This window comes from Rhizobium sp. SVR5-9E (assembly GCF_056755095.1).
In genome coordinates this window covers 18,894-45,015 of sequence record NZ_JBNDHS010000021.1, presented here as the reverse complement: position 1 = coordinate 45,015, position 26,122 = coordinate 18,894, and the positions used below count along the sequence as shown (strand labels likewise).

Below are 26,122 nucleotides of genomic sequence, written 5' to 3'. Positions count from 1 at the left end.
TCCTAAGTCTTCAACTCAACGCTTCCGCGATCAGGTCGTCGGCGGCTTCCGCGAGCAGAGCATCGTGGGCTTCACCGGGCACCGCTTCCTTGCCGATTTCCAGCATGACGGGCACCGCCAGCGGCGAGATATGGTCCAGCGCACGATGCGTGATGTGACCCTTGATTCGCTTCAGCATATCGCCAAGCCGGGAAATATCCAAAAGGCCGGTCGCCGCATCCTGCCGGGTTGCCTGAAGCAGGATGTGATCCGGCTCGTGGTTGCGGAGCACATCATAGATCAGGTCGGCCGAGACGGTGACCTGCCGCCCTGTCTTCTCCTTGCCCGGATGGCGGCGCTCGATCAAGCCCGCAATCACGGCGCAATTGCGGAAGGTGCGCTTCAAGAGAAAAGATTCGTTGAGCCAGGCTTCCAGATCGTCGCCGAGCATATCCTCGTCGAAGAGATCGGAAAGGCTGAGGCGGCCGTTCTGGATCATGAGGCCCATGTCCTCCAGACCCCAGATGGCGAGCGAATAATCAGTGGCCACGAAACCGAGAGGTTTGGCGCCGGCACGATCCAGGCGCCGCGTAAGCAGCATGCCGAGCGTCTGGTGCGCGAGACGCCCTTCGAAGGGATAGGCGACCATGTAGCAGCGGCTGCCGCGCGGGAAGGTCTCGATCAGCAATTCGTCGCGCTTCGGCAACATCGACTTGTCGTTCTGAAGCGCCAGCCAGTCGCGCACCTGATCAGGAAGACGGTGCCACCGGTCCGGATCGGCGATCATGGCGCGCACCTGGTCCGCGAGATAGGTCGACAGCGGGAACTTGCCTCCGGCATAGGAAGGGATTTTGGGGTCGAAGGAGAAAGCCTGCGATACGAGCGCCTCGTTTTCGCGGATGCCCTCGAAGCGCAGCACCTTGCCCGAAAAGATGAAGGTGTCGCCGGGCGCAAGCTGCTCGAGAAAATACTCCTCGACCTTCCCGAGCGTCGCGCCGCCGCGGCCGATCTTGCCCGCCTGACCTCGCTTGACCATACGGATATTCAGCATCGGGCTTTCAACGATCGTGCCCAGATTCAAGCGATATTGCTGCGCGACCTGCGGATTGGAGACGCGCCAGCGGCCTTCCTTCGTCTTGCGGATGCGGGCATAACGCTCGTAAGTGCGCAGCGCATAACCACCGGTCGCGACGAAATCGACGATCTGTTCGAAGGTCTCCCAGCTGAGATCGGCATAGGGCGAGGCGCTGACGATCTCATCATACAGCTCCAGCATGTCGAACGGTTCGGCGCAGGCCATCCCGAGCACATGCTGCGCGAGCGCGTCCAGCGCCCCGCGGCCAACAGGCGGCGTGTCCTGCGCGCCAAGGTAATTCGCATCGAGTGCTGCCTGGCACTCCATCACTTCGAAACGGTTAGAGGGGACCAGGATTGCCTTCGAGGGCTCGTCCATGCGGTGGTTGGCGCGGCCGATGCGCTGGGCAAGACGCGAGGCACCCTTTGGCGCGCCGACATGGATGACGAGATCGACATCGCCCCAGTCGATGCCGAGGTCGAGCGTCGAGGTGGCGACGACGGCCCGCAGTTTGTTGGCGGCCATGGCGGCCTCCACCTTGCGGCGCTGGGCGACGTCGAGCGAGCCGTGATGCAACGCGATCGGCAGATTTTCCTCGTTCACCGTCCAGAGTTCCTGAAACAGCATTTCGGCCTGCCAGCGCGTATTGACGAAGAGCAGTGTCGTCTGGTGTTCGGTCAGCTGCTTGTAGATATCCGGAATGGCGTATTTGGCGGTATGACCGGCCCAAGGGATGTGCTCGTCTGTCGAGAGGATCGAGATTTCCGGCTTGGCACCACCGTCGACCATCACGAGACCGGCGTGACGTTCCCTGCCCTCTTCCTGCGCCACCAGCCATTTCTGCAGGTCCATGGGTTCGGCGACGGTGGCGGACAGACCGATTGTCCTCACGCCGGGCGCGAGCTTGCGCAGGCGGGCAAGGCCGAGGGACAACATGTGCCCACGCTTCGAGGTGACCAGCGAATGCAACTCGTCAAGGACGACGTATTTCAAGTTCTTGAAGAAGCGTTCCGCTTCATTGTTGGCGAGCAAAAGCGCCACCTGTTCCGGCGTCGTCAGCAGAATATCGGGCGGGTTCAGCTTCTGACGCTGGCGCTTGGCATGCGGTGTGTCGCCCGTACGGTTCTCGACGGTGACGGCGAGGCCCATCTCCGCGACCGGCTTCATCAGGTTCCGCTCGATATCGACGGCAAGCGCCTTCAGCGGCGAGACATAGAGCGTGTGGATGCCCGTGAAGGCCGAGCCCGGCGGAATCCTGCCGCGGCGGGTGAGGTCGGTCAGCGCCGGGAGAAAGCCAGCAAGCGTCTTGCCGGCGCCGGTCGGTGCGATCAGCAGCGTGCTTTCGCCGGCTTCAGCGCGGGCCAGCAGTTCCAGCTGATGGGCGCGGGGCTGCCAGCCCTTTTCCGCGAACCAGCGGATGAAGGGAGCGGGCAGGACAGCGCGGGCTTCGGAATCGATCTGGTCCACGGCGCTAAAGGTAGTGCACCGACCGCCGGAATAGAATGGCGGATCCAGAGCGGGATGCCGAAAAGTGCGAGCGGCTTTCGGAATCCCGCTCTATCTCTTTGATCTAGAGGAAGCGATGCGGATGGAAGGGCTTAGGATCGGCGAAGGTGTCGTTGCCTGCCATTTGTTCGGCCAGCAGCCGGCCGCTTACCGGGCCAAGCGTTAGACCGTGATGGGCATGCCCGAAGTTGAACCAAAGGCCCCGATGGCGCGGCGCAGGGCCGATCACCGGCCGCATGTCAGGCAGGCAGGGCCGCAGGCCAAGCCAGGGCGTCGCCTCCACCGGCTCGCCGAGCGGGAAGAGCGCGCGGGCGTGATCCTCGGCGCGGCTGATCTGGATGGTATTCGGCGGAGCATCGGGCGCAGCGAATTCGATGCCCGTCGTCAGGCGAATGCCGCGCGCCATCGGCGCCAGCACATAGCCGGCTTCCTCGTCGACGACAGGGTGGCCGAGCGGCTGACCTTCGCGCTGCGCATAATGGCGATGATAGCCGCGCTTGATGGCCAGCGGCAAGGCGTAGCCGAGCTTGCGGAAGATCAGCCCTGATTGCGGACCGAGCGCAACGACAATCTCTGTGGCTTCGATGATCTCGCCTTGGGCTGTCGTGATCGACCAGCCGTTCTTCTCCTCGCGCAGGGTGGAGGCGTCGGCGCGGACGATCTTGCCGCCGGCGGCCGCAAAGAGGTTCGCATAGGCAGCCGTCAGCGCCTGCGGGTCGGTCACGGTCTTCGGGTCGAGCCAGTGAACGCCGCCGGCAATGCGGCTGCCGGTCGCGGCAAAGGCAGGCTCCAGCGCCAGAAACTCGCGGCCTTCGAGAACGCGTGTCGCCAGACCATAGGCAGACAGGCTCGCGGCCTCGGCGCGGGCGGCCTCGAAACGGCGCGGATCCTTGTAGAACGACATCCAGCCGCGTTCGCGGATGAGATCGGCAGCGCCGGCCCGTCCGATCAGCTTGTCGTGCTCGGAGACACTCGCCTCGATCAGCGGCAACAGCGCCCGCGTCGCCTTCTCCAGATTCCTTGACGAGGAATGCCACCAGTAGCGCGCAAGCCATGCGGCGATGCGGGGCAGGTAAGCCGGATCGTAGCGGACATCCGATGAGTTGTTCAGCGCATATTTGACAATGGCGCCGAGCTGCCGCGGGAAGGCGTAGGGAATGACGGAGGAACGCTCGATCAGCCCGGCATTGCCATAGCTGGTGCCGCCGCCGGGCTCGCCGCGATCGGCAAGCGCAACGGACCGGCCGCGATCCTGCAAATGAATGGCCGCACTGACGCCGACGATGCCGGCACCGAGAACGAGGATATCTGTTTTCATCGGATAGACTTGGCTAAAGGGCACGGAGGCTCCGAGCCTCCGTGCGATTGGATCGGCAAGCGATCAGTAAATGTCGAAGGGGAAATACTTTTTGGTGATTTCCTGATACTTCCCGTTGGCAACAAGCGCGTCGATCGCCTTGTTGAACCGCTCCTTCAGTTCGGTCTCTCCCTGGCGGATGCCGATGCCGGCTTGCGTTTCGGTGCCGGGAACGTCGCCGAGCAGCTTGCAGCAATCCTTGCCGGCCTTGTTCAGCCAGTCGACCACCACGAACTTGTCGGAGATCAGCGCGTCCATGCGACCGTTGTGCAGGTCGGTCACTGCCTCGTCCTGCGTCGGATACATCTTCGCTTCAGCGCCGCCCTTCGCGTAGACGTCGTTGAGGTAGTCGGCCTGCGTGGTCGAAGCCTGCGCGCCGACAACCATGCCCTTCATGTCCTCCACACTGACGCCCTTCAGCGCGCTGTCCTTGGGAACGGTGACGGCGAGCGGCGTCGTGTAGTATTTGTTGGTGAAGTCGATTTGCTTCTTGCGCTCCTCGGTGATGCTCATCGACGCGATGATGGCATCATACTTCTTGGCGAGAAGGCCGGGGATGATCCCGTCCCAATCCTGCGCGACGATGGTGCACTTGGCCTTCATCTCCTCGCAAAGCGCTTTGGCCATGTCGACGTCGAGACCCTTCAGGCTGCCGTCGGATTCGACATAGTTGAAGGGAGGATAGGCGCCCTCCGTTGCGATGCGGATCGTATCCTCTGCAGATGCGAGGTGCGTCGCTGCAAGCAAGGCGGCGGCCGCCAGGAAAATCGTTTTTCTCATTGCTGTTCCCCCATTGGAATTGTTTTGCCCAACAGGGCCAACTTTAGCGAATCCTTGCCACTTCACAACCCGGCACGACGCAGCTCGTATTCGGTCCGCGCAGATATCAGCTTGACAAAAAGCGCTAAATCGTGGATATTTTTTATCCATGAATAGAAGGGATATTTCCGCATGAAGCTGGGTGACGGCGTCGAACAGGCAATCCACAGCGTAGCTGTGCTTGCCGGGCTCTCCGATGGAGGCGTGCTTTCAGCCGCGGCCATTGCGGAATTCCACGGCGTCTCGCCGAGCTATCTGCTGAAGCATCTGCAGGCGCTTTCCGGTGCAGACATTCTGCAGACGGTGCCGGGTCCCAAAGGCGGATACCGGCTGGCGAAGGCAACGAAGGATATTTCACTGCTCGACATCGTGCTTGCTGTCGAAGGTCCGGAGCCTGCATTTCGCTGCAGCGAGATCCGCCAGCGCGGCCCGAACCCGTTGCCTGCGCGATACTTCACCAAGCCCTGTCAGGTCAGTGCGGCGATGTTGAGAGCCGAGCGCGCCTACCGCGCCGAGCTTGCGAAGACGAGCATCGCCGACATCCTGACGGAGCTTGCAGCCGACGACGACGACGGCCGGATTGCAGCGCGCGGCTGCGCCTTTCTCGAAATTCATGAACGCAAGACGGCTCGCTGAGCCACAACCCAAAGGAAGACCACCATGCAAGCACGTTTCAACTTCGCAAAAGCCTCGCCGGAGGCCTACAAGGCGGTTACCGCCCTGGAGCAATATGTCCAGGGTTCCGGCCTCGAACGCCGCTTTATCCATCTGATCAAGCTGCGCGCATCGCAGATCAACGGCTGCGCCTATTGCGTCGATATGCATGTGAAGGAGGCCCGTCATGACGGACTTAGCGAGCAGTGGATCAATCTGATGTGCGTCTGGCGTGAATCGCCGGTCTACGACGCCAAGGAGCGCGCGCTGCTCGGCTGGGTCGATGCCGTCACCAACATCGCCGCCACCGGCGCGCCCGACGCCGATTACGAGACGCTGAAGGCGCATTTCTCCGAAGAGGAGATGACCAAGATCACCGTAGCAATCGGCACGATCAACATCTGGAATCGCCTCGCAGTCGGCTTCCGCAGCCAGCATCCGCTCGATGCCCCGGCAAAAGCCGCCTGAGGGATTTCATCTGCGCTAGGGCCCGGTATCTCGGGCGTGGCGAAGACTGCAAACAACCGGCCCGAACAATCTCGGGCCGGTTCGGACTTATCGGCGCCGCAACGACGCCTGCCGCTCAGCGAAGAGATCAACGCTATTAAATATTTCGCGAACAACTTTTACGATTTCGTCTGCGGAGGCGCCCTTGGCGTATTCTTCGCTCATACGGCGTCTGACAAGCTCTTCTAACTCTGACATATCGTCACCTCATCTGCCCGGCAAAGGCACAGTCGCTCCGGACCGGACAACAGACAAGTTACGAATAGTTCATGGTCGAACACGAATAGTTCATGGTTGACTGGCGGTTAAATACCTACAGGGCGATATAGCGATCGGCGCGGTGATTGATCGCGACGAAGAGGTTCAGAACGACGGCGCCCAGCACCGAATAGAAGACGACCGGCGGCGTGGTCACAAAGAAGGCAGCCGCGAGCACGCACATATCAACTATAAGTTGTACGAAGCCGGCACGGACGCCGAAACGCTCCTGCATGTAAATCCCGAGAATGCCGACGCCGCCGAGGCTCGCCCGGTGGCGGTAAAGCGCGAGCAGGCCGAAGCCGAGCAGCAGGCCGCCGAGGAGTGCTGCCCAAGCCGGGTGGATGCTGGAAATCTGGAAGAAGCGCGACTGCACATCGGCAAGCGCCGAGGTGACACCGATCGCGACAAAGGTCTTTACCGTGAAGGCGACGCCGAGGCGTTTCCACGAAAGATAGAAGAACGGCAGGTTGAGCAGGAAGAAGGCCAAACTGAAATTCACGCCGAAGGCATAGTGCAGCAGGAAGGCGATGCCGGCGGTGCTGCCGGTGAGAAGCCCGGCACTGGCAAGCACATAAAGCCCAAGTGCGGAAACAAGGCTGCCGGAGAATATCCCCTGCACATCCTCGAGCGGTGTGTGACGGGTCGCACGTGTGTTCCAGAATCCAAGGGCACTGATGAGCTGGGCCATGTCGTCAATCTCCAACGGCAGACGAGTTCAAGAGCGCCGGAAAAATCCCGCGCGGCAGATGTGATGATGGAAGAGGCCGACGCCTCGCGCTTTTCTCTGCGACGCCTCAGCTAGTGCCCGGACTAGCAGGCTTTCGCAGTTGCGAGCAAGCAAAATACGTAAGCAATGCTGACCTATTTTGAAATCGCAAGATTTATGCGCGAAACGCTACCGGCGCGCAAGGAAGAGGATACCGGAAACGGGTCTGCCGCCATCTTTGCGAATAGTGGTTTTGACCGACGCGATGATCTCGAAACCGTAGCGTCTGCAAAGGCCGCGAACATAGGTTTCTGCGTGAGCGTAACGCAGCGATGGCGCAAGGTGAAAGCCATCGGCCTCCCCCGCGTCCTCGACCGAGAAAGCGAAATCGGCGCTAGGGGCTGCGAGGCGATCGACGATCGCGAAAACGCTTTCGAGATTGCCGAGATACATCAGCACGTCGGCGGCGGTGATCAGATCGGCGCGATGCTCCGCCCCATCGGCAAAAATGCCGGAGGCTTCGGGCGCAAGCGAAAGGTCGGCTTGCGCGAGGTGATCATAGATTCCCTTTTCATGGGCCTTGGCGAGCATGTTCTGCGAAAGGTCATAGCCTTCAAGCCCGCCAACATGAGTGCGGATCTCCGGCCCCAGCAGACCGGTTCCGCAGCCGAGATCGACAGCGAGCGCATATTTGCGGCCGGTGGCAACGACAAGAGCGGCGAGCTTTCGGGGAACCGTGTAGTCCAGCTTCTCGACAAGCGAGGTTTCGAAGCGGGCGGCATAGTCGTCGAACAGCCTCTCGACGTAGCGGCTTGGAGGCTGGTCCGGCATTGCGGCGGCGCCGAGAAGCGCGAGCTTGAGGCCGGCGCCAAAGATGTCCTCAGGATCAAGCGACACGGTCTTGCCATAGGCTTCGACCGCCGCTTCCATGTTGCCGGCCTTCTCCCGGTAGGTTGCAAGACGGTACCAGCCGGCGGCCCAGCCCGGGGTCAGTTCGAGAGCCTGCTCCATCAGCTCGGCGGCAGCATCCGGCTCGCCGCCTTCGGCGAGCATCTTCGCATAATCGGCACGGCGGTCGGCGATAACGTCGCCGGAGGAAAGCTGGCTCTGCTGCATGGTGTGACCCGTTGAACGACGCGCATTTGGCGGCGGCCACAAAAAAACTCAAGTCCTATTTCACAGGCGAAACGGCCAGTACCGGAAAGCGCTTGCAGGCAACGATCTGCAATCGTATTGCACGGTAAACAGGAGATGGGGCATGTCCGATCAGGTAAACAAGTTTCTGGGCGACTCGCTCGCCCGCACACTGGTGAAGCTCGTCGTCGTTTCACTGATCGTCGGCTTCGTAATGACCGTTTTCGGCTGGGCGCCGCTGGACCTCGTCTACGGCATCCGGGATTTCATTCGCGAAATCTGGCACCGGGGCTTTGCCGCTCTCGGCCGGATCGGCGACTACCTGCTCCTTGGGGCAACAGTCGTGATTCCGATTTTCATCATCATCCGTCTTTTCAACTTTCGGCGGTAACCATGACTACGATCGATCTTTCCAGACGTCACCTCCTGCGCGTTTCAGGTCTCTTCCTCTTGGTGGGCGTCGCGAGCTGCACGACCACACCACAAATGTCCTCCACGCCTTCGGACGGAGAGGACGAGACAGCGGCGGCGCTGCCGCTCGTCAACCAACTTCGCGGCAAAAACGGTCTGACATCGCTCCGCGCCGATCCGGCGGCAACGGCTGCCGCCTTGTTCCAGGCGAAGCGCATGGCATCGGCTGGCAAGATGAAGCACGTCATGGGCATTGCCGACGGCTTTGGACCCCGCGTCAAGGCGAGCGGCGTCCAGCTGCCGGCAGCGGAGAACATTGCCGCCGGCCAGCAGTCGGTTCCGGCTGTCGTGACGGCCTGGATCAACTCACCGCACCATCTGGAAAACATGCTCGGCCGCTATAGCGGTCTCGGCGTCGCGGTCGCTCACAATTCCGCTTCCAGAAACGTGCCGTATTGGGCAATGGTTCTTTCCAGCTGAGGCGTTCTGCCTCTAAAGCCCGAGGCGGAAATGGATCATCGCGCGCGCGAAAACCGACTGACATTCGATGTAACGCACCGGCTGGTGCTGTCGATCGCCATTCCGATGACGCTCGGCTTCATGACGACGCCGCTGCTCGGCCTCGTTGGTACCGGCGTCGTGGGCCACATGGGGCAACCGGACGCGCTGGCAGGACTGGCGATCGGAGCCATGCTCTTCGACCTCATCCTTGGCAGCTTCAACTTCCTGCGGGCCTCGACGACCGGTCTGACGGCGCAGGCGCTAGGACGGGGTGACGCGCATGAGCAGCAGGGCGTCTTCTGGCGGGCAATGGTTTCGGCGCTCGGCTGCGGGCTTGCGCTTCTCTGTCTTTCGCCGCTGCTGCTGCCGGCGGGACTCGCATTGATGGGTCCAGAAGCGGCGGTAGCGCAAGCGACGAGCACCTATTTCTCCATCCGAATTCTTGCCGCCCCTGCGGCCCTCGCGAACTATGCGATCCTCGGCTTTGTCCTCGGTCGCGGGCAAGGCGGCACCGGCCTCTTCCTGCAAGCGCTGATCAACAGCATCAATATCGTGCTTTCGATCTATCTCGGCCTCTGGCTGAACCGGGGCGTAGCCGGCGTCGCGTGGGGCAGCATGGCGGGCGAGACGGCGGGCGCACTCGCCGGCCTCTTTCTCGTTCTCAGGAGTTTCACAGCTGCCGACCGGCCAAAGCGGGCTGAGATCTTCTCGCGGCACCGGCTGGCGGAGCTCTTTGCACTCAATCGCGACATCCTGATCCGCACCTTCGTGCTGATCGGTTCCTTTGCTATCATGACGCGGATCGGCACGAGCTTCGGGGCGGTCACGCTTGCCGCCAATGCCGTGCTGATGAACTTCTTCCTGCTTTCCAGCTACTATCTCGACGGGCTTGCCAATGCTGCGGAACAGATCACCGGGCGGGCGATCGGTGCGGCCCACCGACCGGCCTTCGACCGCGGACTGAAACTGACGGCCATCTGGTCCTTCGGGTTGGCGTTGGCGGCCTCCGCCTTCTTTCTCGCCGCCGGTCCGTGGCTGATTTCGCTGCTGACGACCTCACCGGAGGTGCAGGCGGCCGCCGAGACCTACCTGCCCTGGGCGGCGGTCACCGGGCTGACCGGCGCCCTTGCCTTCCTCATGGACGGTGTCTTCATCGGCGCGACGTGGTCGGCCGACATGCGCAACCGCATGCTGATGTCGTTTGCCGGCTACCTTGCTACGCTGGCCGTCTTCGTGCCGCTCTTCGGCAATCACGGGCTCTGGCTTTCGATGAATGCCTTCCTGCTTTTCCGCGGCATCTTCCTGGCAATGCTGGTGAAGCCACGCGCCAATCAGACGTTCCGGGCCGCCCAATAATCGGTGCGGGTGCCGCGCACGTCGCGGATCGACGAGACCTTCTCGCGATCGAGGAGCTTTGAGAGCCCGCGGACGATATCGCCCGGCAGACCGGGACCTTCGTAGACCATGCAGGAGTAAAGCTGCACGAGGTCGGCCCCTGCCCTGATCTTTTCCAGTGCGGTTTCCGCCGAGCAGACACCGCCGACACCGATGATCGGGAGTGCCGGCCCGACGCGCTTGCGCATTTTCGCAAGAACCGCAGTCGATCTTTCAAAGAGCGGTTTGCCGGAAAGACCGCCGGCTTCCTTTGCCTGACGCTGGTCCTTGAGGCCGTCGCGGGCGAGCGTCGTATTGGAGACGATCAGGCCGTCCAGCGCATGGGAAAGCACTTCGCCCGCAATGTCATCCATCCCCTCTTCGGTCAGGTCGGGGGCGATTTTCAGGAAGACCGGGATTTTCCGGCTTGATCTGGCAGCCTCCTCGTCCCGGGCGGCAAGCACGGCGGACAGAAGCGCGGCGAGGCTCTCGCGCGCCTGCAGATCGCGCAGGCCCGGCGTATTCGGCGAGGAGATATTGGCCGTGAAGTAGCGCGCGACGGAATAGAAACGGCGGATGCCGGTCACATAATCACCGATGCGGTCTTCGCTGTCCTTGTTGGCGCCGATGTTGACGCCGATGATGCCCTTGCCCCGGATCGCCGACAGACGCTGGAGGGCTGCGTCGTGGCCCTCGTTGTTGAAGCCGAGGCGGTTGATGACGGCCTCGTCTTCCACCAGGCGGAAGATGCGCGGGCGCGGATTGCCGGATTGCGGTTTTGGCGTGACCGTGCCGATTTCGGTGAAGCCGAAACCAAGCTTCAGCAGGGCTTCCGGAACTTCGGCATTCTTGTCGTAGCCGGCCGCCATGCCGAGCGGATTTTCGAAGGTCAGGCCTGCGACGGTTTGCGTCAGGCGCGGATCAGGCGCGATGCGGCAGGCCGGAACCAGGCCGGATTTCAATGCCGCAATCGACATCCCATGCGCGGTTTCCGGGTCGAAGAGAAAAAGGCCTTTGCGGGCAGCGTGCTTGAACGCCCCGATCACGGCAGGAGCTCCGGGAAAATATGCTGGCCGGCATCGTCAAGCGGCAGCGGCCTTTCCCATACGACCGTCGAAAGCGGCAGGTCGGCATAAAGATGCGGGAAGAGATCGCCGCCGCGGGAGGGTTCGAAAACCAGCTTATCGCCAAGTTTGCCGCCGTCGACTGCGACGAGCAGCAGCCCCGGTTGGCCGGCGAAATGCAGCGCCGCCGTCTGCCGCACCTGCGCTGCCGTCGAGAAGTGAATGAAGCCGTCCTTGAGGTCGATGGCGGCGCCATGAAAAACGCCGTTTTGCTCGGCTTCCTGCCAGAGTGCTTCAGTCACTATCTTGTAAAGGGTCGGCGTCACAGTCATGATGGCCTCATGCAATGGCTGATCTTGTGGTGAGCGCTTTGCCGGAAACAGACGGCGATGTCCACGGCTCCCCCACCAAAAACAGGGCGGCCGCAATAAAAATCCGGAGGATGAGACCATGAGAACGATCGCAACCGGGATTGCCGCACTTCTTCTGCCGCTGACGGCGCTTGCAGCCGACCCGGACCCGGCTCGCTTCCAGCTTGAACGGAGCGGCGATCATTTCGTCCGGCTCGATAAGCAGACCGGCGCCATGTCGCTTTGCGAGGAAAAGGATGGCTCGCTGGTCTGCCGCATGGCGGCGGACGAACGCGCCGCCTATGAGGATGAACTCGACCGGCTTTCCAGCCGCGTAACGGCGCTCGAGAACAAGAGCATCGTCAACAAGGCGCTCCCGACGGATGCGGAGGTCGACCGCTCGATCAGCATCATGGAGCGGTTCATGAAGAGCTTCATGGGGATGGTGAAGCAATTCCAGGAGGAGGAAAAGACCGCGCCTCTTCCGCAGAAGACCTAACTTGATATACTAAATCAGGGGGAACGCATGTGCGGCGGGGTTCCGGCGGACATTGCGGAAGACGAGATCGAACTCTTGGGAGGGAGTTTTCGATGCAGGAACAGACGATCATCATCGCGGATGACCACCCGCTTTTCCGGGATGCGTTGCGTCAGGCAGTGGCCGGCATGGACGGGCGGTGGATAGTCGAGGAAGCTGGCGATTTTGCAGCTGCGCGTGCTGCGGCAGGCGAACACCCTGAGGCGGATCTCATGCTGCTCGATCTCGCAATGCCTGGTGTTAGCGGTTTTTCCGGCCTCATGGCGCTTCGCTCCGAATTCGTCAGTCTGCCGATCGTCATCATTTCCGCGACGGATGATGCCACGACAATCCGGCGCGCCCTGGAACTCGGCGCCTCGGGTTTCATCTCCAAATCTTCGGGCATCGAAGATATTCGCCGCAGTATCCAGAGGGTGCTGGCCGGCGACATTGCCACACCTGAGGGTTATCGTGATGGGCAGGAACAGGATCCGGACGTCGCGGACCTCATCCATCGCCTCCACACGCTGACGCCGCAGCAGAGCCGGGTACTTACCATGCTCGCCGAAGGGCTGCTCAACAAGCAGATCGCCTACGAACTCGGCGTTTCCGAAGCAACGATCAAGGCGCATGTATCGGCGATCCTCCTGAAGCTCAATGTCGACAGCCGCACGCAGGCCGTCATCCAGCTCGGCAAGATCAACGTCGCGATGGTCGCCTAAGCCAGAACAGGATTTTATTCCTCTTGCCTCTTTACTCGGGGAAGGCTTGGCGTTAATCTTTCTTGCGATTGGAGAGCGGCGCCCGCGGCGCAGGATCACGCAAGATGCTGTCACACGAGCAGATTTGGGGAGCGATCGACAGGCTTGCCGAACGGCATGACCTGACGCCGTCCGGTCTTGCGCGCCGTGCCGGTCTCGATCCCACCTCGTTCAACAAATCCAAGCGGCTGTCTTCCGATGGCCGTCTACGCTGGCCGTCGACGGAATCGATCGCCAAGGTGCTCTATGCGACCGGGTCGACGATGGAGCAGTTCATGGGCTTCATGCAGCCCGCAAACGGCTTTTCCGGACGGGACAGCGCCTTTCCGCCGCCGACGAGTTCGATCCCCCTGCTCGGCTTTGCACAGGCCGGTGCAGGTGGCTTTTTTGATGATGGCGGTTTCCCGGCTGGCCAGGGGTGGGATGTTGTCGAATTCCCCATAGCGCCCTCGCAGAAGGCAGGTGTCTATGCCCTCGAAGTGCAGGGCGAGAGCATGATGCCGCTTTATCGCGACGGCGATGTGCTGATCGTGGAGCCCGGCGCACAGGTGCGCCGCAACGACCGTGTCGTCGTCAAGACCCGCGAGGGCGAAGTGATGGCCAAAGTTCTGCTGCGCCAGAGCCCGCGGTCGATCGAACTGTTGTCCCTCAATCCCGAACACCCAAACCGGACGATCGAGCTTTCCGACGTCGACTGGATCGCGCGCATTATCTGGGCCAGCCAATAGGAAAATCTTCCATGCGGCCTGCGGCGCTTCTGACAGCTGTTGCGGGAATGGGCGTTGTCGCCGGGATGCTGGCGGCTGGCAGGGCACGATTTCCCAAGCCGGATATGGAACCGACCGCGAGCGTTGAAGACGCGGCGACTCCCGAAGTTCAGGAACCCGTTGTGCCGCCTGCTGCCGCTCCCGACCCGAGGATCAGCATGAGAGCACGGCGGGTTGACGAATCCAGCAAATTCTATCCGGCCGAGGTGGATGGCAAGCCGCTGGAACGGGTTGCAGCGCGCGAACCTGAGAAGCCAAAACCGCAGCCGCAGAAAGCCGCAACGCTGCCGAGGCCAGTCGCAGAAAATGCAGGCGTTATTGCCTTCGGCGACAGGAAGCTACAGCTAGTAGGTATCGTTCCAACGCCGACTGACATGATCTGCAAAGGGCCCGATGGAAACGAATGGCCTTGCGGCATGCTTGCCAGAACGAATTTTCGGCTCTTTTTGCGGTTGCGCTCGATCACCTGCGATCTGAAGGACGCCAACTGGAGCGGTACCACGACGGCCTCCTGCAAGATCGGCACGCAGGACCTCTCCAAGTGGCTGGCGGAAAACGGCTGGGCCGATGCCGGCGCCGGATCGCCCCTCGTCGCCCTGGGCGAAAAAGCCAAGGCGCAGAAGAAGGGCGTCTACGGGGAGGACCCTCGCAAGGACGCATCGCTTGCCCCGCCGCCCGCAGCGCCGCCGGATGATCCGCTCGATCCCCTCTAGCCATGCCTTGTAACGGCGGCCGGAAATTCCTAATGTCCGGACAAAGCAGAGGGAATGACCGAATGAACAAGCCGCTTTCCGCCCATGATGCGCTCATCTACGTGATGGTGATGGCATCCGCTGTCGATAGCACGATGAACGACCGCGAAATGCAACGCATGGGCCAGTTGATCGGCTTTCTCCCGGTCTTCAAGGATTTCGACGACGGCAAGCTGATTTCGATCGCCCGCGACTGCGCGGCGCTGCTCGCTGGACCGGAAGGTCTCGATGTCGTGCTGGAGACCGTGAAAGACACGCTGCCGGCGCGGCTTTACGACACGGCCTATGCGCTTGCGGTTGAAGTCGCCTCCGCCGACCTGTCGGTTAAAGCCGAGGAGTTGCGGCTGCTCAGCATGCTCCGCGATCGGCTGGGGCTCGACAAGCTTACGTGCGCCGCCATCGAGCGCAGCGCAATCGCCCGCTTCCGCAAGGGCTAGTACAGCCCGTACGGGAAATACCGCAGGTAAATTTCCTGCAGGCGGCCGTCTCTGGAAAGTGCTGCAAGCGCGTGATCGAGTGCCGCCGTCAGTACGCTGTCATTCTGCCGAAGCATGATCGTCATCCCCTCGCCGAGAAACTGCTCCGACATATAGGGGCCGTCAAAGAGTGCACAGCACCTCGCGGACGCCTGCGACGAGACCCAGAAGGACAGTTGCAAGGCATCAGCGAAGACGGCATCCACCTTCTTGTCTTTCAAGGCGGCAAGCAGAGCTTCCTTGCTATCGAAGGGTACGGCTTTTATTGCCGGGAAATAGGCCGCGAGCATAGCTTCATGGGCAGTCCCCTTGACGACCCCGACCGACAGGCCGGAGAGAGCCGCTGCAGTATCCCCTTTGATATCGGCTTTGACATTGCGCACGAAACGAGCGGGCAGCATCAGGTAGGGGCGGCTGAAGGTAAATTGCTTGCGCAATTCCGAGGTCACGGCCAGCCCGGCAATGACGGCATCTCCTTGAGAAGCCGCAAGCGCTTCCTTCAGATCGGCGAAGGGAAGCGCTTGGATTTCACACTTCGAAGCAACTTCCAGTTCGTCACATATTGCCCGCGCCAGGTCGACATTAAATCCTGCCAGCCTACCGTTCTGATCGGTAAAGTTGAACGGCGGGAAGTCGATGGAGGTCAGAAATCGCAGGCGAACAAGCGACGAAAGGTCCGGCTTGGCAAGGCGTTCGCGAGCATCGAAAAGCACCGGCAGCGATGACGCCCCCTGCTGCGCCGCGGCCGGTTCCGCGTGAACTGCAACCTGTGACAGCAAAAATATTAAAAATCCCTTAAAAACTAGGGATGCAAGGAAAGATTGTGTCATTATTATCCGGCCTGGGTTAGGGCGGGGGCATCGCCTCTCGGCGATGGTGTATCAGAGTCATGCGTACGGGGGAATATGCGCCAGGCGGCGCTGTCGTAGGCGACAGCGTGCGATCAACCATTCGTGCGCCTTCAGAGCAGCGTTGCCAAACTGCGGGAGACGGCGCGGACTTTCGCGACGAGATCGCCGTTCTCCTGAAGCTCGGTATCGGCAAGCCGACCATTGCGCGCGCGACCGAATTGGCGCGGCAAAACGGCACCACCATCGAAGATGAACTGCTGGCAAACGGCTGGATCAACACCGACAGCTATTACGCTGCCCTCGCCCGAATGCTGCGGCTCCCGTTCTTAGATGAGCTCGACATCCGGTTGATCCACGACAACGAGGCGCTTGATACCCAGCTCACCCGACCGACGATGGTGCGGCTGCATTACATGCAGCAGGGCATGCATGCGATGGTGCCCCCGGCTCGCCAGATAGCGGCGCTCAACGCAAGGTTCGAGGCGAAGCCAGAGCTCCGGCCGCAGTTCGTCGTAACAACGCCGAAAGCGCTGCGGGCGGCTGTCTGGAATGCCGGCGCCCGCCGACGGATCAACGATAGCGTCAATGGCCTGTTCGAGCGCAGCCCCGAACTGAGCGCACGGATAGTCCTGCTGGGCAAGCAGGGCTTCTTCGCGGGCGTCGCAATCACCGCCTTGATAACCGGCGCGATCTTCAACGACGCCGTGGTGTTGGCACTTCATGGGTCCATTTCCATATTCTATCTCGCGGCGATGATGATCCGGATCGTTGCGCTCACAAGCCGCCGGCATCGTTTTGGCAATCACGCCGCTCCTGAAGGACCGTTGCCGGTCTACACCATTCTCATTGCGCTTTATAAGGAAGCTGCGGTTGCGAGCCAGCTCGTCGCTTCGCTGAACCGGTTGAGATGGCCGGCATCGCGGCTCGATATCAAGCTGGTCTGCGAGGCGGACGACCATGAGACTATCGCCGCCTTGCGGGCGCAGGAACTCGGCCCGCAATTCGAGATCATCGAGGTGCCGCCTGCCAAACCTCGAACCAAGCCGAAAGCGTTGAACTATGCGCTTGCTGCCGCGCGTGGCGAACTCCTTGCGGTGTACGACGCCGAGGATCGTCCGCACCCGGATCAACTGCGGGAAGCTCATGCGACATTTGCCGCCAGCAGCAAGGAGATCGTGTGCCTGCAGGCGCCTCTGGTCATTGCGAATAGCGGCGATTCCTGGATTTCGGCTACATTCGCACTGGAATATTCTGCGCTGTTTCGAATGCTGCTGCCGATGCTCGCCCGCTTTCGCCTGCCGATGCCGCTCGGCGGTACATCGAACCACTTCAAGACGGAAGCCCTTAAGGAAGCCGGTGGCTGGGACCCTTACAACGTGACGGAGGATGCCGATCTTGGCATGCGTCTTTATCGGCGCGGATATCGCTGTGGGGTATTGAGCTGCCTAACGCTTGAGGATGCGCCGTCTACGCCCAAGATGTGGATACACCAGCGAACACGCTGGTTCAAAGGCTGGCTGCAGACTTGGCTGGTGCTGATGCGAGAGCCGCAAAAGCCGATGCGGGAGATGGGCCTGTTCGGCTTTGCTGTTTTTCAATTGCTTATCGCGGGAATGCTGCTTTCCTCGCTCGCCCATCCGTGGCTGTTTGTCTTTTTGGCGAGCGCCGCAATCGATGTCATTGTCGGAACGACGGCGAAACATCCCGTTGAATGGATCTTGTTCGGCATCGATTTCTGCAACGTCGTGTTCAGCTACATCATCTTTGTTGGGCTCGGGCGGATGAAACTGGACGGCAGCGAGCAAGCGGCAATGGGGCTGCGGTGGACCGGGTTGCCGCTCTACTGGCTCATGCTCTCGGCAGCAGCGTGGCGAGCCGTGCTGCAACTTAGAACAAACCCCTTCTTCTGGGACAAGACCCCGCATACGCCCAGTAAAAGGCGGGCATAGCCAAACCGAACGCGCCTAGAAATGCATGCCTAGAAATTGCACGGATCTAACCTTTGCGTGTTAGGCCACCATTAAGCAATATCGATTCTTATGCGACAGACGACGATGGCTTTTGGCCGGCCGCATGACGCGCACGTCGCATCCAAGCTATTTCCCATTTCATCTCCACAAGGGCCGGGGCATCCCGGCGCGGGCAAGACTCCATGTTGAAGAATATGAAAATCCGAACGAAGATCCTTTCGGTCGTCGTTCTCCTCGGTCTCATCTCGATTGCCGGCCTTGTCTATGTTGTGCGCGAATTCAAGGGCGCCGATCAGCAATACAGCACGTTCATAGACCATGAGGCGCTCGCCGCCATGCAGGGTTCGCGGGCAAACTCCTCGGTGCTCTCCTCCGTCCTCCAGGCGAGCTTCTCGCTGAACCTGCAGGCCGGCTCGAAGGAATCGGAGGCCGCGGCCAAGGCCGCATCGAAGTTCGGCCAGGCTCGGGACCGCCTCCTGCAGGTGGCCGAGCTCGTGCCGAGCCGGAAGGCCGCCGTGGATGAGCTCGTGGCGGATGTCACAGCGCTGGAAGGAGTAACAAAGAAGGCGCTCGACCTGCGCAATTCCGGCGACGAGAAGGGCGCGGCGGATACGATCGCCCAGGTCAGCGCCGGCGTTGCAGCCATCACGCCGAAGTTGATCGCCAACAACGACGCGCTGATGAAGCAGCTCAACGACGGCGGCGACGCGCTCTCCGATACGATGAACCAGCGTATCAATCTCTGCTTCACCATCATCGGCATCGCCACGCTGGCGCTTATCGGATTTGGTATCTACGTCGCCCAGACGGGCATCGCGGCGCCGATCACGAGGCTCGGCGAGGGGATGAAGTCGCTCGCCGAAGGCGACACTAGCGGCGAGATCATCGGCCTCGACCGCCGCGACGAAATCGGCCTCATGGCACAGGCCGTGCAGGTCTTCCGCAACAACGAGATCGAACGCGTCAATCTGGAAGAGCGCGCTGTGGCCGACCGCAATCTCAGCGACCGCGAGCGCCAAGAACGGGATGCACAGCGCAATGCGGAAGCGAGCGAACTGGAGCGCGCCATGCGCTCGCTCGGAGAAGGCCTGCGCCGTCTTGCGGAAGGCGACCTCGTTTCCCGCATCGAGACGCCGTTTGCCGCGCATCTCGACTCCCTGCGCCTCGACTTCAACAACTCGGCGAGCAGGCTCAACGAGACGATGGTCTCGGTCGGCTCGAATGCCACGGCGATCAATGCCGGGGCCAACGAGATCCGCTCCTCGGCGGATGCGCTTTCCAAGCGCACCGAACAGCAGGCCGCTTCTGTCGAGGAGACCGCCGCAGCACTCGAGGAGATTACGACCACCGTCAAGGACGCGGCAAAGCGCGCGGGGGAAGTGAGCCAGCTCGTCACCCGCACCCGCGCCGGGGCCGAGAAATCAAGCGACGTGGTGCGCAAGGCGGTCGATGCCATGCAGGAGATCGAAAAATCCTCCGGCGAGATCTCCAACATCATCGGTGTCATCGACGACATCGCCTTCCAGACGAACCTCTTGGCGCTCAATGCCGGCGTCGAGGCCGCCCGCGCAGGCGAAGCCGGTAAGGGCTTTGCGGTCGTCGCCCAGGAGGTGCGCGAACTTGCCCAGCGCTCCGCCAATGCAGCGAAAGAGATCAAGGCGCTGATCACCACGTCCGGCGCGCATGTGGAGACCGGCGTCGCGCTCGTCGGCGAGACTGGCAAGGCGCTGGAAACCATCCTTCACGAAGTGCAGGAGATCAATAGCCATGTCCATGCGATTGCCGAGGCCTCCCGCGAGCAGTCCATCGGCCTGCAGGAGATCAACACCTCGGTGAACGCGATGGACCAAGGCACGCAGCAGAATGCCGCCATGGTCGAGGAAACGACCGCGGCGAGCCACAACCTGGCGACCGAGGCCGCGGCGCTCAATGATCTGCTCGGCCAGTTCAAGCTGACGGGAACAGGCAGTATCGCGGTAGCAGCACCTTCCACCTCGCATGGTGCGCCGCGGCCTGCGGCCCGCCCCGCACCGGCGTCCAAGCGCGCGATCCGCATCGCGAGCGAAGGCAATGCGCGGCCGACGGTGTCCCCTGCGCGCGCGCTTGGCCAAAAGCTTGCCGGCGCATTCGGGGGCGGCGGCACGTCCTCAGCCAGCAAGGAGGCAGACTGGACGGAGTTTTGAAAACACCAAGAATCAGATGATCAGGATGGGCGGCTTCGGCTGCCCATTTGTTTTTCAACGGCATTGTAGGTCGGGCTGCCCGACCTGAGACATAGGTGACGTTTTGTCCCGGAGACATGGGTAACACTTTCCGTTTTTGGCGGGAGGTGTTGATGCCGTGGAGAGAGACTTCGGTGATGGAGGAACGTCTGCGTTTTGTTGCCCGCCTTCTCGACGGAGAAGGGATGAGCGATGTGTGCCGCGAGTTCGGGATCTCGCGCAAGACCGGCTACAAGATCTTCAACCGCTACAAGGATGAGGGCCTGGAGGCCCTGACCGACCGGTCGCGGCGGCCGGTGCGCTATGCCAACCAGTTGCCTGAACCGGTGGAGATCATGATCGTGCGGCTGAAGCAGGACAAACCGCACTGGGGCGCCAGGAAGATTCGGGAACTGTTGGTCAGAAAGCTGCGGGGGGATGTGCGCGTGCCGGCCAGGAGCACCGTGCATGCCGTGCTCGACCGCCATGGGCTGGTTGCCCAGGCTCGGCGGCGGCAGCGCCACCGGGCGCAGGGAACGCCGCTGTCCGACGCGCGCTTGCCGAACGACCTGTGGTGCGCCGACTTCAAGGGCGAGTTCAAGCTCGGCAATGGCCGATACTGTTACCCCCTGACGGTCTCCGATCAGGCCTCACGCTTCCTGCTTTGCTGCGAAGCCCTGGACTCAACGACGGAGGCCGGCGTGTTTGCCGCCTTCCAGCACTTGTTTGCCGAAAGCGGCTTGCCGCAGGCGATCCGAAGCGACAACGGTCTGCCTTTCGCTTCGCCGAATGGGCTCTACAATCTCTCGAAACTGTCGGTCTGGTGGCTCAGGCTCGGCATTGCCCTCGAACGCATCCGGCCGGGGCATCCGCAGGAGAACGGCCGGCATGAGCGCATGCATCTGACCTTGAAGAAGGAGGCGATCCGCCCGCCGTCCGTCAACAGCCTGCAGCAGCAGGCTCGCTTCGATGCATTCTTGCGCGAATTCAATACCGAACGGCCGCATGAGGCCCTCGCCATGAAGGCGCCCGCCGAGGTCTATGTCGCCTCCGCAAGACCCTATCGCGGCCTGCCGGAGCTCACCTATCCCCTGCACGACAGGGACGTGATCGTCACTGCATGCGGCCGCATCTGCCTGCATCGCAAGAAGGTCAACGTCTCCACCGTCATGGCCGGTCAGCGGCTCGGTATCAAGGAAGTCGACGACGGCATTTGGCTTGTCAGCTTCATGCACTATGATCTCGGATATATCGACTTGGAACAGAGGACCTTGCAAACCATCGACAACCCGTTCGGCACGAGGTTGTCACCCATGTCTCAGGGACGATCTGTTACCTATGTCTCCGGACTGGACAGGGCGGAAGCTGGAGCGGGTGAAGGGAATCGAACCCTCGTATTCAGCTTGGGAAGCTGCTGCTCTACCATTGAGCTACACCCGCAACGACGGAAGCCTTCCAACAGATGGAGGACGGTGTCAAGCGCTCAGATGTGGAAGCTCTTCTAGAGCTCACGCGCTGTGCTTGATAGTTCGATCCGAAACCGGAGCCACAAAGCCTTTCGGTGACGGAGCATGTACATTTCTAATCGCCTGCTCGTGCCGTCCTCCCCAATCAATCATGTTTTCCTCCCTGGCCTAAGCCGCAGCGAGTATTTCGCAGTAAACAGTAGCGGGAATTTTAGAAATCGTCCGCCATTCGACGATGGCGCCACAGGATACTTCGGGCGACTGTAGGAACCATCTTCTCCATGCCGTCACTAACGGCAGAATAAAATCACTCCTTAGGAATATTAACGGCCGCTCCAGCTTGGAAATACCTTTCAATTCGGACGGAAGATAGATTATAAGTATAACATCACATTATATCGAGTATCTGTAGAATAAATCATTCACAACCTCGGTATATTTCCGATTTACTTCATGCATATCTAGAAACTTCATTAGTTTTTAGAGTCGACAGTCCCAAGTCAGCATGTTACGTTTTCCGCACTTCTACATTAGGATCAGCTACGCTGATCGGCGTAATTCGTGCACTATATTGACGTAGACACGAATTCTTTCTGCGCTGGGGGGGCGCAATCACGCCATGATGCGAACAGACGCGACCGAGCCAGATATTTCCAACCAGTGGGGTGCACGACGAAGCCATGACGCACTGCGGCGGACGCGCTCTAGCGTGGACTTCGCTATCCTTATTCCCTGCTACAATGAGGCAAAGGCCGTCAGTAAGGTAGTGAATGATTTCAAAAGAGCCTGCCCGACCGCCCGGATCTATGTTTACGACAACAACTCGACGGACGAGACATGCTTACGAGCACGAGAGGCCGGTGCAATCGTGCGTGCGGAACCGCAGCAGGGCAAGGGTAACGTCGTAAGGCGCATGTTTGCAGACGTCGACGCGGACGTATTCATTCTCGTGGACGGTGATGGCACCTATGATGCCTCAACGGCGCCAATTCTGATTGACAAGCTGATCTCGGAGAATCTCGACTTCGTAAACGGGGCGCGGCTCTCGACCGACGAACAGGCCTATCGCCCAGGGCACCGGTTCGGGAATTATCTGCTGACGGCCATCGTCCGCAATATTTTCGGACGTCAGTTCCGTGACATGCTTTCAGGCTATAAGGTGCTGTCTCGTCGCTTCGTGAAATCCTTTCCGGCCACGTCGAGGGGCTTCGAGATCGAGACTGAGATTGCAGTGCACGCGCTTGAACTGAGAGTGCCCTGCGCCGAGATCGCGACGAATTACAATGCGCGCATGGAAGGTTCGCAAAGCAAGTTGCGGACTTATCGCGACGGCTTCAAGATTCTGCTTCTCATCGCGCGCCTGATCAAGGATGAACGCCCGTTTCAATTCTTCGGCCTGTCGGGCTTTCTGCTCGTCTTGGCCGCTCTCTGGTTGAGCATCCCAATATGGGAGGTCTTCCTCGAGACCGGTACGGTACCGAGGTTACCAACGGCGGTGCTCTGCGTTGGCCTGGTTCTTTCCGGGACCCTCAGCTTTCTCATCGGGCTGATCCTGGAGATGGTGTCGCGTACGCGACTTGAGATGAAACGGCTCTGCTATCTTCAGTCGCACTGAGCGAGGCGACTGGGCCAAACGTCTCCAGCTGCAAGAAATCAGGAGGTGTCGGATGCTGTCGGGATACGCTGTCGTGGGTGCCATCGGATTTTTTGTTGACGCCGGCGTTCTGCACTTCTTGCTCGCAACCACCGGGATGGGCCCGGTTGGTGCGCGCCTGGTGTCCTTTCCGATCGCGCTGGCGGTTACGTTTTTTCTCAACAGGCAGCTTGTCTTTGCAGGTTCGCGGCATTCGCTTGCGATTGCCATCCCGGCTTATGTCGGCGTCCAAGGCGTCGGCTACCTCGTCAATATGGCGATCTATAGTGTATTGGTTTTTTCGGCACCTTGGCCGCTGAGCCATCCCCTTGTCGCGCTCGCCGTCGCATCGGGCATGGCCCTTTTCGTCAATTACATCGGCGCAAGAAGAATCGTGTTCGCGCCGGGTGAGACTCGAGCCTGGCCGGGTTCCGAGTTGCTCCAAACATGCTGGACAATCTTGCGGCCGGACGCCGTCCGCTTGGGCGCCATCGTTCTGACGCTGCCGCTGCTCATTTTCTCGGCCTATTTCCTCGTGTCCTACCTCAGTATCGGTCGCGACGTCGAGACGGCGCGGCGGCATATTCTGGCGGCCTACGAGTCCGGAGACCTTGTGCCGGGGAGTTGGAGAGATCGCGGCAACATGGTCATCGGCGAGCATCAGTACAACGACTGCTTGATCCTGCTGATGGCAATCGACCAGCGGCTCGAAAACCGCTGGCAGCTGGCGGCGTCTCCGAGTGCGCCGTTCGCTGAGGGGCAGCAGCCCTGCGATGCGTTGCAGACATTCGCTCAAACCAATCAGACAGAGATCGGGGTTCAACCCTATCATCGCTATTTGCACGCGCAAACGGTGCTCATGCGCTACATCCTGCCTCTGGCGGAGATCGCGACGATCCGATGGGTGTTATCGAGCATTCTGTCGCTGTTGATCATTGCCGTGGCTGCTTTCGCAATGTTCCGGCTGATCCGGGGAGATGATGTTTTCCTCGGTTTGCTCTTTGTTTCGATCGGATTTGGATTCGCGCGCTGGTTCGGGTTTGAATCGTTTTCGCAGTCCTTGGGCCACGCGCCTGCAGATGCTGTCGCAGTTCTCTTTGCATTGTACTTATGCGTCGCGTCGCGTCGCCAACTCTCCCGCGTGCACTTGGTGACGGCATCGGCGCTCTTCGGCTGTTTTACGATACTGACGGAGTTCCTGACAGGTGGCCTGCCGCTAGGGCTTGCGATGATCGTGGGGATTACCCCCTTCGTCTTGAGGAGTTCGGCAAATCGCATGGAGACTGCTGTTTCGGTGGCAACGGCTGCGACGGCTTTTGTTATCGCGGCCGGGCTGTGTCTGGTGATCAAGCTCGCGCTTGCGACCCTGGTTTTCGGCCCAGACGTGATCACGGATTTTGCAAGCTCACTTGAACACCGGACAGCGGGAGACCCGGACCCAGTGAAGTGGTTGAGAAAGGTTATAGGCGGGTTGAGCACGCCGGTCGGCGGTCTTCACTATTTCATGGCCGGCTTCGGCCTGTTACTGGCCGTCGCGGGCGGCATTTGGGGATGGCAGAAAATCCAGTCGCTCTCGTCGAGCGAAGCCTTTCGAACGAAAGCGACACTCCTGGCCGGATCCAATCTCGTGCTGTTGGCGTGGCTGATAGTTTTCTGGCAGCACACGATCCAGCATGCCTGGTTCATGGACCGAATTTTCGTCTGGACTTATTGCTCGGGGTTCGCGCTGTTCGCCTTCGGCGTGGTCATGAGCCGTTCGCCCCGTGGGAAGCCCGGCATCCCTGTTCATCGTCACGAAAACGGGCTTAGTCGGAGCGACAAGACCCGCAACGGGTAGGTGAACCTTCCAACAGCGCTATCAAGCGCTCAGATGCGGAAGTGCTTCGAGAGCTTCAGGCCCTGCGCCTGATAATTCGATCCCAGCCCGGAACCATAGAGGCTTTCGGGTTTTTCCAGCATGTGCTCGTAAACCAGCCGGCCGACGATCTGGCCGTCTTCCAGGATGAAGGGCACTTCGTGGCTGCGCACCTCGAGAACCGCGCGGCTGCCCCTTCCGCCGGCCGGCGCATGGCCGAAGCCCGGATCGAAGAAGCCGGCATAATGCACGCGGAATTCCCCAACGAGCGGATCGAAGGGCGTCATCTCGGCTGCATAGTGGGGCGGAACATGCACTGCCTCGCGCGAGACGAGGATGTAAAATTCGTCCGGATCGAGGATCAGTTCATTGCGGCCCCGGCTATAGAGCGGCTCCCAGAAATCGAAGATATCGTGCTCGCCTTTCTTGTCGACATCGACGACTGCCGTGTGATGCTTGCCGCGATAACCGATCAGACCGTCCTTGTCGCCTGCCAGGTCAATCGACAGCGCGATACCGCCGCCGGAAACGTTGGGTTTGGCGCTCGCAACAAGCGTTTCTGCATCGTGCAGGGCCTGCAGTTCCGGCTCTCCCAAAACGGACTGGCCAACCCGGAAGCGTATTTGCGAGAGGCGCGAGCCGCGGCGCACGACGACAGGGAACGTACGCGGGCTGATTTCCAGGTAGAGCGGCCCCGAATAACCGGCAGGGATCTTGTCGAATTCCTGCGCGTAGTCGGTAATGACGCGGGTGAAGATATCCAGGCGGCCGGTCGAGCTCTTCGGGTTCGCCGAGGCCGACATTTCAGCCGGAAGGTCAAGGCGTTCCATGAGGGGCACGATATAGACGCACCCGGTTTCAAGAACGGCACCTTCGGAAAGGTCGATGACATGCAGGCTCAGCCGGTCCAGCTTGTCGGAAACGAGGTGGGACGGACCGGGCATGAAGCTTGCGCGGACGCGGAAGGCTTTGCTGCCCAACCGGAGATCCAAGCTGGCGGGTTGAATCTGGTCAAGATCGAGCTCGCGCTCACTCGTGAGGCGCCCGGTCTCAAACAGGGCGGCAATTGCGCGGTCGGCCAAGATTCCAGTTTCGCGAGCCATCATGCTCCATCCATAGTTCGTGGCCGACAAAACCAAATACAGGGAATTGACGCAAGAAGCTAACGGCAGTAT

Annotated in this window: 23 protein-coding genes, 1 tRNA gene and 1 pseudogene; 15 read left to right on the top strand and 10 right to left on the bottom strand. The window is 60.8% G+C overall.

Annotation, left to right across the window (positions count from 1 at the left end; genetic code table 11):
• Nucleotides 1-10: 10 nt before the first annotated feature.
• The 3 genes from ACPYOJ_RS12705 to ACPYOJ_RS12695 form a co-directional block, all read right to left on the bottom strand.
• Nucleotides 11-2,521: a ligase-associated DNA damage response DEXH box helicase gene (locus ACPYOJ_RS12705; RefSeq protein ID WP_481416560.1), complete on the bottom strand. Its 2,511-nt coding sequence runs from the start codon at nt 2,519-2,521 to the stop codon at nt 11-13.
• Between the two features lie 103 nt (nt 2,522-2,624).
• A complete protein-coding gene (locus ACPYOJ_RS12700; protein WP_481416589.1) occupies nt 2,625-3,878 on the bottom strand; it encodes an NAD(P)/FAD-dependent oxidoreductase in 1,254 nt (417 codons plus the stop codon).
• A 63-nt stretch (nt 3,879-3,941) separates the two neighbouring features.
• The gene (locus ACPYOJ_RS12695; RefSeq protein ID WP_481416559.1) at nt 3,942-4,697 is read right to left on the bottom strand and encodes an ABC transporter substrate-binding protein; all 756 of its coding nucleotides are present in this window, start codon (nt 4,695-4,697) and stop codon (nt 3,942-3,944) included.
• A 171-nt stretch (nt 4,698-4,868) separates the two neighbouring features.
• On the opposite strand from ACPYOJ_RS12695, the gene ACPYOJ_RS12690 reads away from it, so the two are divergent.
• The gene (locus ACPYOJ_RS12690; RefSeq protein ID WP_481416558.1) at nt 4,869-5,372 is read left to right on the top strand and encodes an RrF2 family transcriptional regulator; all 504 of its coding nucleotides are present in this window, start codon (nt 4,869-4,871) and stop codon (nt 5,370-5,372) included.
• Between the two features lie 24 nt (nt 5,373-5,396).
• Nucleotides 5,397-5,858: a carboxymuconolactone decarboxylase family protein gene (locus tag ACPYOJ_RS12685; RefSeq protein ID WP_481416557.1), complete on the top strand. Its 462-nt coding sequence runs from the start codon at nt 5,397-5,399 to the stop codon at nt 5,856-5,858.
• A gap of 352 nt (nt 5,859-6,210) precedes the next feature.
• Here the strand turns inward: ACPYOJ_RS12685 and ACPYOJ_RS12680 are convergent, their stop codons facing one another.
• Nucleotides 6,211-6,846: a YitT family protein gene (locus ACPYOJ_RS12680; RefSeq protein WP_481416556.1), complete on the bottom strand. Its 636-nt coding sequence runs from the start codon at nt 6,844-6,846 to the stop codon at nt 6,211-6,213.
• A 207-nt stretch (nt 6,847-7,053) separates the two neighbouring features.
• Nucleotides 7,054-7,980, bottom strand: coding sequence for a methyltransferase (locus ACPYOJ_RS12675; protein WP_481416555.1), 927 nt, complete (start codon nt 7,978-7,980; stop codon nt 7,054-7,056).
• 142 nt (nt 7,981-8,122) lie between these two features.
• On the opposite strand from ACPYOJ_RS12675, the gene ACPYOJ_RS12670 reads away from it, so the two are divergent.
• The 3 genes from ACPYOJ_RS12670 to ACPYOJ_RS12660 are packed head-to-tail and all read left to right on the top strand — an operon-like array spanning nt 8,123 to nt 10,266.
• Nucleotides 8,123-8,389, top strand: coding sequence for a DUF6460 domain-containing protein (locus ACPYOJ_RS12670; RefSeq protein ID WP_481416554.1), 267 nt, complete (start codon nt 8,123-8,125; stop codon nt 8,387-8,389).
• Nucleotides 8,390-8,391: 2 nt separating this feature from the next.
• On the top strand, nt 8,392-8,889 hold the full coding sequence (locus ACPYOJ_RS12665) for a CAP domain-containing protein (protein ID WP_168828244.1): 498 nt from the start codon (nt 8,392-8,394) through the stop codon (nt 8,887-8,889).
• Between the two features lie 30 nt (nt 8,890-8,919).
• Nucleotides 8,920-10,266: an MATE family efflux transporter gene (locus tag ACPYOJ_RS12660; protein WP_481416553.1), complete on the top strand. Its 1,347-nt coding sequence runs from the start codon at nt 8,920-8,922 to the stop codon at nt 10,264-10,266.
• Here ACPYOJ_RS12660 and ACPYOJ_RS12655 read toward each other — a convergent pair.
• Both ACPYOJ_RS12655 and ACPYOJ_RS12650 read right to left on the bottom strand, forming a co-directional pair.
• A complete protein-coding gene (locus ACPYOJ_RS12655) occupies nt 10,242-11,330 on the bottom strand; it encodes a quinone-dependent dihydroorotate dehydrogenase (RefSeq protein WP_481416552.1) in 1,089 nt (362 codons plus the stop codon). The genes ACPYOJ_RS12660 and ACPYOJ_RS12655 overlap by 25 nt on opposite strands.
• Nucleotides 11,327-11,680, bottom strand: coding sequence for a DUF952 domain-containing protein (locus ACPYOJ_RS12650; RefSeq protein ID WP_481416551.1), 354 nt, complete (start codon nt 11,678-11,680; stop codon nt 11,327-11,329). Before ACPYOJ_RS12650 ends, ACPYOJ_RS12655 begins: the two co-directional genes overlap by 4 nt.
• Before the next feature lie 118 nt (nt 11,681-11,798).
• On the opposite strand from ACPYOJ_RS12650, the gene ACPYOJ_RS12645 reads away from it, so the two are divergent.
• From ACPYOJ_RS12645 to ACPYOJ_RS12625, 5 genes are all read left to right on the top strand, one after another.
• Entirely contained in the window at nt 11,799-12,197 is a 399-nt protein-coding gene (locus ACPYOJ_RS12645; RefSeq protein ID WP_481416550.1) for a hypothetical protein, read from the top strand.
• A gap of 92 nt (nt 12,198-12,289) precedes the next feature.
• Nucleotides 12,290-12,937, top strand: a complete 648-nt coding sequence (locus ACPYOJ_RS12640) for a response regulator (RefSeq protein WP_481416549.1) — start codon at nt 12,290-12,292, stop codon at nt 12,935-12,937.
• 104 nt (nt 12,938-13,041) lie between these two features.
• Nucleotides 13,042-13,704, top strand: a complete 663-nt coding sequence (locus ACPYOJ_RS12635) for a S24 family peptidase (protein ID WP_168828238.1) — start codon at nt 13,042-13,044, stop codon at nt 13,702-13,704.
• An 11-nt stretch (nt 13,705-13,715) separates the two neighbouring features.
• Nucleotides 13,716-14,456, top strand: a complete 741-nt coding sequence (locus tag ACPYOJ_RS12630; RefSeq protein ID WP_481416548.1) for a thermonuclease family protein — start codon at nt 13,716-13,718, stop codon at nt 14,454-14,456.
• Nucleotides 14,457-14,518: 62 nt separating this feature from the next.
• Nucleotides 14,519-14,932: a tellurite resistance TerB family protein gene (locus tag ACPYOJ_RS12625; protein WP_168828236.1), complete on the top strand. Its 414-nt coding sequence runs from the start codon at nt 14,519-14,521 to the stop codon at nt 14,930-14,932.
• Here ACPYOJ_RS12625 and ACPYOJ_RS12620 read toward each other — a convergent pair.
• Nucleotides 14,929-15,801 (bottom strand): transporter substrate-binding domain-containing protein, encoded by an 873-nt coding sequence (locus ACPYOJ_RS12620; RefSeq protein ID WP_481416547.1) that lies wholly within the window; start codon nt 15,799-15,801, stop codon nt 14,929-14,931. The two genes, ACPYOJ_RS12625 and ACPYOJ_RS12620, sit on opposite strands and share 4 nt — an antisense overlap.
• A gap of 107 nt (nt 15,802-15,908) precedes the next feature.
• On the opposite strand from ACPYOJ_RS12620, the gene ACPYOJ_RS12615 reads away from it, so the two are divergent.
• From ACPYOJ_RS12615 to ACPYOJ_RS12605, 3 genes and pseudogenes are all read left to right on the top strand, one after another.
• Complete coding sequence (locus tag ACPYOJ_RS12615) at nt 15,909-17,771, top strand: glycosyltransferase family 2 protein (protein WP_481416546.1); 1,863 nt, start codon at nt 15,909-15,911, stop codon at nt 17,769-17,771.
• 203 nt (nt 17,772-17,974) lie between these two features.
• A complete protein-coding gene (locus ACPYOJ_RS12610; protein WP_481416545.1) occupies nt 17,975-19,975 on the top strand; it encodes a methyl-accepting chemotaxis protein in 2,001 nt (666 codons plus the stop codon).
• A gap of 152 nt (nt 19,976-20,127) precedes the next feature.
• Nucleotides 20,128-21,312, top strand: a pseudogene (locus tag ACPYOJ_RS12605) (IS481 family transposase); the annotation flags it as partial.
• Between the two features lie 47 nt (nt 21,313-21,359).
• On the opposite strand, the gene ACPYOJ_RS12600 reads toward ACPYOJ_RS12605, so the two are convergent.
• Nucleotides 21,360-21,433, bottom strand: a tRNA-Gly gene (locus ACPYOJ_RS12600).
• Between the two features lie 735 nt (nt 21,434-22,168).
• On the opposite strand from ACPYOJ_RS12600, the gene ACPYOJ_RS12595 reads away from it, so the two are divergent.
• Together ACPYOJ_RS12595 and ACPYOJ_RS12590 are read left to right on the top strand one after the other, a co-directional pair.
• Nucleotides 22,169-23,074, top strand: coding sequence for a glycosyltransferase (locus ACPYOJ_RS12595; protein ID WP_481416544.1), 906 nt, complete (start codon nt 22,169-22,171; stop codon nt 23,072-23,074).
• Between the two features lie 52 nt (nt 23,075-23,126).
• Nucleotides 23,127-24,929, top strand: coding sequence for a GtrA family protein (locus ACPYOJ_RS12590; RefSeq protein WP_481416543.1), 1,803 nt, complete (start codon nt 23,127-23,129; stop codon nt 24,927-24,929).
• Between the two features lie 29 nt (nt 24,930-24,958).
• Here ACPYOJ_RS12590 and ACPYOJ_RS12585 read toward each other — a convergent pair whose 3' ends face one another.
• Nucleotides 24,959-26,053, bottom strand: a complete 1,095-nt coding sequence (locus ACPYOJ_RS12585; protein WP_168828226.1) for a 2'-deoxycytidine 5'-triphosphate deaminase — start codon at nt 26,051-26,053, stop codon at nt 24,959-24,961.
• Between the last annotated feature and the right edge of the window lie 69 nt (nt 26,054-26,122).

What these genes read in the sequence shown, in the direction of transcription:
- ACPYOJ_RS12650 (WP_481416551.1), bottom strand. Translation starts at nt 11,680, where the DNA reads ATGACTGTGACGCCGACCCTTTACAAGATAGTGACTGAAGCACTCTGG.
- ACPYOJ_RS12680 (WP_481416556.1), bottom strand. Translation starts at nt 6,846, where the DNA reads ATGGCCCAGCTCATCAGTGCCCTTGGATTCTGGAACACACGTGCGACC.
- ACPYOJ_RS12685 (WP_481416557.1), top strand. Translation starts at nt 5,397, where the DNA reads ATGCAAGCACGTTTCAACTTCGCAAAAGCCTCGCCGGAGGCCTACAAG.
- ACPYOJ_RS12625 (WP_168828236.1), top strand. Translation starts at nt 14,519, where the DNA reads ATGAACAAGCCGCTTTCCGCCCATGATGCGCTCATCTACGTGATGGTG.
- ACPYOJ_RS12675 (WP_481416555.1), bottom strand. Translation starts at nt 7,980, where the DNA reads ATGCAGCAGAGCCAGCTTTCCTCCGGCGACGTTATCGCCGACCGCCGT.
- ACPYOJ_RS12700 (WP_481416589.1), bottom strand. Translation starts at nt 3,878, where the DNA reads ATGAAAACAGATATCCTCGTTCTCGGTGCCGGCATCGTCGGCGTCAGT.
- ACPYOJ_RS12630 (WP_481416548.1), top strand. Translation starts at nt 13,716, where the DNA reads ATGCGGCCTGCGGCGCTTCTGACAGCTGTTGCGGGAATGGGCGTTGTC.
- ACPYOJ_RS12585 (WP_168828226.1), bottom strand. Translation starts at nt 26,053, where the DNA reads ATGATGGCTCGCGAAACTGGAATCTTGGCCGACCGCGCAATTGCCGCC.
- ACPYOJ_RS12610 (WP_481416545.1), top strand. Translation starts at nt 17,975, where the DNA reads ATGTTGAAGAATATGAAAATCCGAACGAAGATCCTTTCGGTCGTCGTT.
- ACPYOJ_RS12670 (WP_481416554.1), top strand. Translation starts at nt 8,123, where the DNA reads ATGTCCGATCAGGTAAACAAGTTTCTGGGCGACTCGCTCGCCCGCACA.
- ACPYOJ_RS12660 (WP_481416553.1), top strand. Translation starts at nt 8,920, where the DNA reads ATGGATCATCGCGCGCGCGAAAACCGACTGACATTCGATGTAACGCAC.
- ACPYOJ_RS12590 (WP_481416543.1), top strand. Translation starts at nt 23,127, where the DNA reads ATGCTGTCGGGATACGCTGTCGTGGGTGCCATCGGATTTTTTGTTGAC.
- ACPYOJ_RS12645 (WP_481416550.1), top strand. Translation starts at nt 11,799, where the DNA reads ATGAGAACGATCGCAACCGGGATTGCCGCACTTCTTCTGCCGCTGACG.
- ACPYOJ_RS12635 (WP_168828238.1), top strand. Translation starts at nt 13,042, where the DNA reads ATGCTGTCACACGAGCAGATTTGGGGAGCGATCGACAGGCTTGCCGAA.
- ACPYOJ_RS12695 (WP_481416559.1), bottom strand. Translation starts at nt 4,697, where the DNA reads ATGAGAAAAACGATTTTCCTGGCGGCCGCCGCCTTGCTTGCAGCGACG.
- ACPYOJ_RS12665 (WP_168828244.1), top strand. Translation starts at nt 8,392, where the DNA reads ATGACTACGATCGATCTTTCCAGACGTCACCTCCTGCGCGTTTCAGGT.
- ACPYOJ_RS12690 (WP_481416558.1), top strand. Translation starts at nt 4,869, where the DNA reads ATGAAGCTGGGTGACGGCGTCGAACAGGCAATCCACAGCGTAGCTGTG.
- ACPYOJ_RS12640 (WP_481416549.1), top strand. Translation starts at nt 12,290, where the DNA reads ATGCAGGAACAGACGATCATCATCGCGGATGACCACCCGCTTTTCCGG.
- ACPYOJ_RS12620 (WP_481416547.1), bottom strand. Translation starts at nt 15,801, where the DNA reads ATGACACAATCTTTCCTTGCATCCCTAGTTTTTAAGGGATTTTTAATA.